Genomic DNA, 6,203 nt, shown 5'->3' on the forward strand with positions numbered 1-6,203 from the left:
CGTTGTTTGCATTACATATCTCCTTAATTATAACGGTAAGTATATTACTGGCAACCTATAGAAGTATTTAACTGAGCGAATACGTTAAAAATAAAAAAATTATCTCTTTCTCGGGTTTAGGGGATTAATGAAAGGCTGTGACCTATGTGTGTATTTATGAATGAATATATTTTTATACAACTGCTTACGACATTATTCCACCACCGCCTTCACCAACTCTTGTTCTAGCCTTATCCCATCCAGTCTGACCAAAAATGCTGATAGATGTAGGCGGATTAAGCTTTTTAAAAATATCGGTTTTAGGCTTACAGACAATTTCAAAAGGGCATTCTTTTAGATTCGGAAGTAAGGAATTATTGCCAGAAACAAAACCAGAATTTTCAATTACTAAATAGCCTTCATTATCTGTGCATGGCAATACCTTATTTATTACATGAGCCTTACTTTTTACTTTATTTCTGAAGCATATTTGGCAGGTCTTATTCCTCCCTGAATGCCATTTAAAAGTATGATTTTCTGTTTCGCATTTAAAAATGCATAATGATTCTTTGCAGAATTCTTTCCCTATAATCCTGTAAATGAAATAATCAATCAGGCTGGGGCTAGCGATGCACTCTTTTGGATATTTGTTATTCCATATTTCCCAAACTCTCCGCCATGCCAATGCATTCATATTGTCAATGAGGGTGTATTGATAGCAAAAAACATCCAGAAAGCTGCTTATTAAAACAATATCGGTTTTTAAAATTCTGCTTCTTAGGGCAACTTTTACAGTATTTATGTCACTCGCAACATCAATTTTATCAAAATTTTTTGGATTCTTCCAAACTCCTAAGACAACCATATCCCTTAAGAACATGTCCGTCTTTTTATTACCAAAACCAGAACCCCGATTGTTTATCAAAAGGGTTCTTACCTTTTCTATATCATTCTGGCAAAATGACAACAGTTCATAAGGTTCAATTCTATTGTCAATTAAGAGTTTAGAAGCTGTAATTGCATATTTGACTCGTTTATCATTTTGCGAAAGGCTTGTTATTCCAATATTTCTTAAGAAATCTTCTGGGTTTTGATTAATGTTATTTGTATCAAAAATACTTGGGTCGTCTTTATACCGTTTAAATAAATCTTCAAATTTTCTTGAACCTCTAAAATCCTGATTGGCAGAAAAATACCGTATTTTACAAATTTTTTCAGGTGTTAGAGAACACGTGCTATATAATTCATAAAAAAGCGTCCTTCCATATTTGGTAAAAATATCGTGTAACACTTCTGCAACATTCGAACATTGACTATCATCAATCTGTGGATTTAGTATCTGCTTATGATATTTCTCCCAGAATTTATGAAATTCGGAGAAATATTCAAACTCAACATCTAAAATATTTGTATCTCCAATACCCTTATAATTTGTGTAAAAATATTCGTTTATTTTAGAAATAATATATTTTATTTCATCGATATATAAATCCCGTGATAAGGATATATTTGAGTTGTTTAATAAGGCTTTAAAAAATGTGCTGAAAGTATTCATATTGTAAATTTCGCATCAGAATGGGTTAGCTTGCAAGAGTTAAAAGTTAGATATTGATTTAACTTGATCGAGAGACTTAGAAAAAGTGGAATGAAACATCCATTGTTTTGCTTCAGACGGAAATGGAATTTCTCTTATTGAAATAAGCTATACTTAAATTATTTCAAAGGAGGATGAAAATAAATAATCCGCAGATAGGAGAAAATTAAGGAAGTTTTTTATCTGTGCTAATCTGCAAATCTCTTTTTGATTAACATGTAATAAATTTTCTATACTTAAAAATTTTTCTCGTTCCTCATTGTTTTTGAATGGTTTCGTTTGATTCCAAACATTAATTAAGAAATCGAGAAATTCCTGGGTTTTTTCCCTATCAGCATAAAGCTTTATTAATATATCTGCTGTCCAGTGAATATGTTTTGGTGTTCTGATTCTGGTCCACGGATCTCTTACATTTTGTCTGTATTTAATGAGAATATCGTATTTACTTATTAAACCTTGATATACACCTACAATAAAACCACCATTTATTTCAAATACCTTCAAAGGGAGGACCTTCTTACCATCCTTATTAAATGACATAAATTTTTCTAAGTATTCCATAGCAGCTAATCTTTCTTTTTGTAAACTAGTAAATACTGGTGCGAGGTATGTAAATCTGACATATTTTCTTTTTGAACAATTTTTCGGTTTTCGGTGGTAACAACAATAATTTCTTTAATGACAAATTCTGTAAATTTCACTGAATCAACAGTATACTTTGCCAAAGGTTCTACAAATTTACCAATTCTTACGTCTTTTGTCTGGACAACAAAATGTCCACCTTCGTTTATATACGGCAATTCATTTTGCAAAACATCTTTTAATTGTTTTAGATACAAAGTGATGTCGGAACCGGAATATTCTTTTTTATCCAAACAGGAGGACTTGACAAATAATAGATTTTTCTTTCTTTGATGAGAAAGAAGCGATGTTTTCGCAGAATCTAACCCAATATCAATTACTTTATATCCATCTTCTCTTGTATATCTGTCAATAACATTTTTATTTAATAATTTTTCAAAATTATCCTCTGCAAATATCCAAACCGTTGAAGTTTCAAGTTCCTCCAGTTTTTTCTCAAGCTTCGGTTTTTTTTGATAGTGTCTTAAAAAACCATATTCAACATAATCTTCTTTAACTTCATCTGCTTCTATAATAGGTTTTTCAAAAATAGGCAGGTATTCGTGAGCTAATAAAAGAAAGTTAAACTTAATACTGTTTGTATACCAAAAACCAGTTGTTTTGCAATTATGCTGGCGCTTTATTACTAGTTCTTTAATTTTAAACCCTGCATTCAAAAAGACATTTATAAGGTTAAACCCTAGTGGTATCACATGCTTTTTCTTCCTCGTATCTCCAATAAGAATAGCACATTGCCTGCCTGGTTTTAATACTCTATAACTTTCTTTAGCAACTTTATCCATTTCTTTCAAAAAAAGTTCCGTATCAAGACTGGATAAATCACCCTCTTTGGAATCTGTATAATGAATAATATTTGCATAAGGAGGATGGGCACAAATGAGATCGATAGAATTATTTTTCAAAAATGATAGATTCCGCGCATCTCCCACAAACAATTCTGGTTCATATATTTTATATTGGCTGTGCTGGCTATGCTGGAAAAGTGGTTCTATTACCGGAACTTTAAAATCAACATTTTTTTTCGCTAAAGCTATAGCCGTATCATTAATATCAATGGCAATACATTTTCTACCCAACAATTTTGTTTCTATTGCAGTAGTACCAACTCCGCAAAAGAAGTCCAGGACAGTTTCTCCTGGTTTTGAATATTTAAGAATTACATTACGTGGAATGTAAGGAGACCAGTTGCCCCTGTACTCTCCACTGTGTGTTGCCCAATTACCCCTGCTTTTAAAACTCCAAACTGTTGTGGTTTCTTCGCTAAAATCTTTTGGCTCAAAAGTCTTTATTTTTTTATGCTTAATAAAACCAACATTAATACCCTTGCTTTGTGTTATAAGTTTTTCTAAATAGCGGAAGGTGATTCCATATTTTCTTCCAATTTCTACTTCCGGCATACCGTTGTCAACATCAGTTAGAATAGATTCTTCAAGCAACTTTATGCTGTGAGATTCTTTAAAATGAGAAGATAATGCATGCTTTACCTCAGAGTTACAAAGGGTACAAAATTCTGTTATCAAACTTGGATTTTTCGATGTTTTTTGAATCATTCGAAGCCACCTGATTTATCCAATTAACCTTTATTTACGCTCACGATTTTACCACTTTGAATTGAAAAGTCCGTTGTTAGATATAAAATATGGTGGACATGTAAAAGCCATATCAAATTTATGTTCAAATTAAGACAAGAGAACCATTGTATCTCCATGAAGTAAATATAAGTTTTTATCTTCGGATTTGAAATGTGAACATACCATACTTAAAAAGAAACAGTTTTTTCTTTGTTCAGTTTTTCAATGAATAAATGAAGTGTAGCAAGATTATACATACTTGGAATGACACTGAATGCTTCTTGTAGCTTGTTTGCGGCTGAACGCCAAACCTGACCGTCGGTGATCCAAACAAATTCAAAATTATTGCATTGATTAATTTTGGATGCAACATCAGAATATGACCTTGCTGTTTCATTAAGTTTAGAACCTGTACTATTGTAAAAATTCGCTTCGATCAAATATGTTTTTCTCTTGGTTTTTATTGCAAAATCAAAACATTTTAAATCTTCACCTAAACTTAGAATTTCAGGAAAATTAGTAATGTTGACCTGCTTTTTATGGAAAATCTTTGCGTTATCGAAAATCAAAGCAACTGCTTTTTCCATCTTATCACCGCCTCTATTTTTTCTTGCATTTGTATCTAAACCGACTTCAATACCAAAAACATAATCGACAAGGTTCGCGATTTTACAGTTTTTAAAAACTTCAGCTAAGCCAGTGTCTTTAATATATTCAAGTATCTTCTCAGCAGATTCAAAATAGGTTTCGAGAAGAACGATTTTACCTTCATTATTAATGACTTTCTTTTTGTCTTTTTTTCTAACTGCGATTAATACATCAAGTACTTGAAAAACACCTTTATTTTCCTCATAAAGTTCATTAACAGCTTGTTTTAAATCCTTTTTACCGATAAGGTAGTTTAGTTGATGCAGCTTTATTGAAATTTTATTGATGTTTGAAGTTATTTTTTTGAAATCAGTAAAATAATCAAGGGTTGCATTTGTTTCACTTAGTAGTGATAAGAATAGTTTAAATTGTTCAGACATTCTGTATTTTATTGGTTTGTAATTAATAATTCTTTTAAGGAACCTCTTTTTTCAGGATTAGCATTAATACTTCTTCTGGCATCAACTCTTAAAATCGTAAAATCACTATACAAATCATCAAAAAAATTATCAGCAGAATTTTTTCCTTTAACATCAGAATTGCTCAAAATCCATTGATGACCAAGTACATTTAATTTAGAACAAAAGTTTTTCAGTCTTATTTGTTCTTCATCATTGAATTCGTCTTTTGCGTATGAGTTAAAACTTGATGTTTCGCTTAATGGTTTGTACGGTGGATCGAAATAGAAGAATGAATTGTTTGTCGCTTTATCTAATGTCGCTTCGTAGTCACCACAAAGGATTTCAACTTTTTGCAAAAGATTACTTACAGATAAAATGTTTTTACCATCACAGATAGTAGGTTTTTTATAACTACCCATCGGTACATTGAATAAATTCTTACTGTTTACTCTGTATAGCCCGTTAAAGCAAGTGCGATTCAGAAAGATAAATAAAGCAGCTTGGCTGCTTTTTTCTTCCTTTCTTGTATTGTACAATTCTCTTTTCTGATAGTAGTACTCTTTTCTTTCTTCTTGTTTGCTGTCAAGATTGTGATATTCATTTTGCAGGATTTGCAGAATTGAAATAAGCTCTTCGGGTTTTGTGGCAATGACTCTGTAAGTGTTTATCAAGTCTTCGTTAATGTCATTGATAACCGCTTTCTCTAACTTTGGAAAGTTGTTGAGTATCCAAAATAAAACAGCACCACTTCCTACAAATGGCTCAAGGTAAGTAAATCTTGATTTAGTAATATCGTATGGCAACGACTTCTTTATTTCGTTAATGAGTTGCGTTTTGCCACCAGCCCATTTCAAAAATTGTTTTGCTATTTTGTTTTTCATTGTGAAGTCTTTAAAATGTTTTTTGTCTTATTCAAACCTTGCAATGCAAAAGGGTCTTTGTCCTGATTATTACAACACCTTTTCATTTATCCTTGGCTTTAAATTTAAACATAAGGAGTGGAATCTATTTAAAAATGGTGTCGTAGCTATTGTGGAGATTATAAGGAATGATTTTTTGAGGTGTGGTTGTTTTACTTTTTGACATTTTGTCGTAAATAGCTGCTATAACCAATGAAGATATAAAAAAAATAAATCCACAAACTATAATTCTTATGTCTTTTGATGTTATACCAAAAAAGTTGTAATTTTGCCCTACGTAACTACCCGCTATTAAACTAATTAAGGGAAAGACAAACACGAGTATTATACTTTTGTAAGGTGAATGGATTGTTTTTTGCGTAACTACCAATTGCCCTTCCTTTGTGCCGGGAACTGTTTCAACTTCCAAATAGTGCGGACTACTTTTTACCTCTGCACAACCACTGCA

General features: G+C 31.6%; 6 protein-coding genes. All 6 read right to left on the reverse strand.

The window, feature by feature from the left end; genetic code table 11:
- Positions 1–184 precede the first annotated feature (184 nt).
- Positions 185–1,534 (reverse strand): hypothetical protein, encoded by a 1,350-nt coding sequence (locus QZT26_RS15940; protein ID WP_197705326.1) that lies wholly within the window; start codon positions 1,532–1,534, stop codon positions 185–187.
- A gap of 153 nt (positions 1,535–1,687) precedes the next feature.
- The gene (locus tag QZT26_RS15945) at positions 1,688–2,134 is read right to left on the reverse strand and encodes a hypothetical protein (RefSeq protein ID WP_295103588.1); all 447 of its coding nucleotides are present in this window, start codon (positions 2,132–2,134) and stop codon (positions 1,688–1,690) included.
- 5 nt (positions 2,135–2,139) lie between these two features.
- A complete protein-coding gene (locus QZT26_RS15950; protein WP_197705325.1) occupies positions 2,140–3,765 on the reverse strand; it encodes a DNA methyltransferase in 1,626 nt (541 codons plus the stop codon).
- Positions 3,766–3,974: 209 nt separating this feature from the next.
- A complete protein-coding gene (locus QZT26_RS15955) occupies positions 3,975–4,814 on the reverse strand; it encodes a type II restriction endonuclease (protein WP_295103591.1) in 840 nt (279 codons plus the stop codon).
- 8 nt (positions 4,815–4,822) lie between these two features.
- Positions 4,823–5,716: a DNA adenine methylase gene (locus QZT26_RS15960; RefSeq protein WP_099324197.1), complete on the reverse strand. Its 894-nt coding sequence runs from the start codon at positions 5,714–5,716 to the stop codon at positions 4,823–4,825.
- 124 nt (positions 5,717–5,840) lie between these two features.
- Positions 5,841–6,203 (reverse strand): SoxR reducing system RseC family protein (locus QZT26_RS15965; protein ID WP_295103595.1); only part of this gene is annotated, 363 nt, incomplete at its 5' end.

The organism is uncultured Candidatus Kuenenia sp. (assembly GCF_900696675.1).
GTDB classification, from domain to species: domain Bacteria; phylum Planctomycetota; class Brocadiia; order Brocadiales; family Brocadiaceae; genus Kuenenia; species Kuenenia stuttgartiensis_A.

What these genes read in the sequence shown, in the direction of transcription:
- QZT26_RS15940 (WP_197705326.1), bottom strand. Translation starts at nt 1,534, where the DNA reads ATGAATACTTTCAGCACATTTTTTAAAGCCTTATTAAACAACTCAAAT.
- QZT26_RS15945 (WP_295103588.1), bottom strand. Translation starts at nt 2,134, where the DNA reads ATGGAATACTTAGAAAAATTTATGTCATTTAATAAGGATGGTAAGAAG.
- QZT26_RS15950 (WP_197705325.1), bottom strand. Translation starts at nt 3,765, where the DNA reads ATGATTCAAAAAACATCGAAAAATCCAAGTTTGATAACAGAATTTTGT.
- QZT26_RS15955 (WP_295103591.1), bottom strand. Translation starts at nt 4,814, where the DNA reads ATGTCTGAACAATTTAAACTATTCTTATCACTACTAAGTGAAACAAAT.
- QZT26_RS15960 (WP_099324197.1), bottom strand. Translation starts at nt 5,716, where the DNA reads ATGAAAAACAAAATAGCAAAACAATTTTTGAAATGGGCTGGTGGCAAA.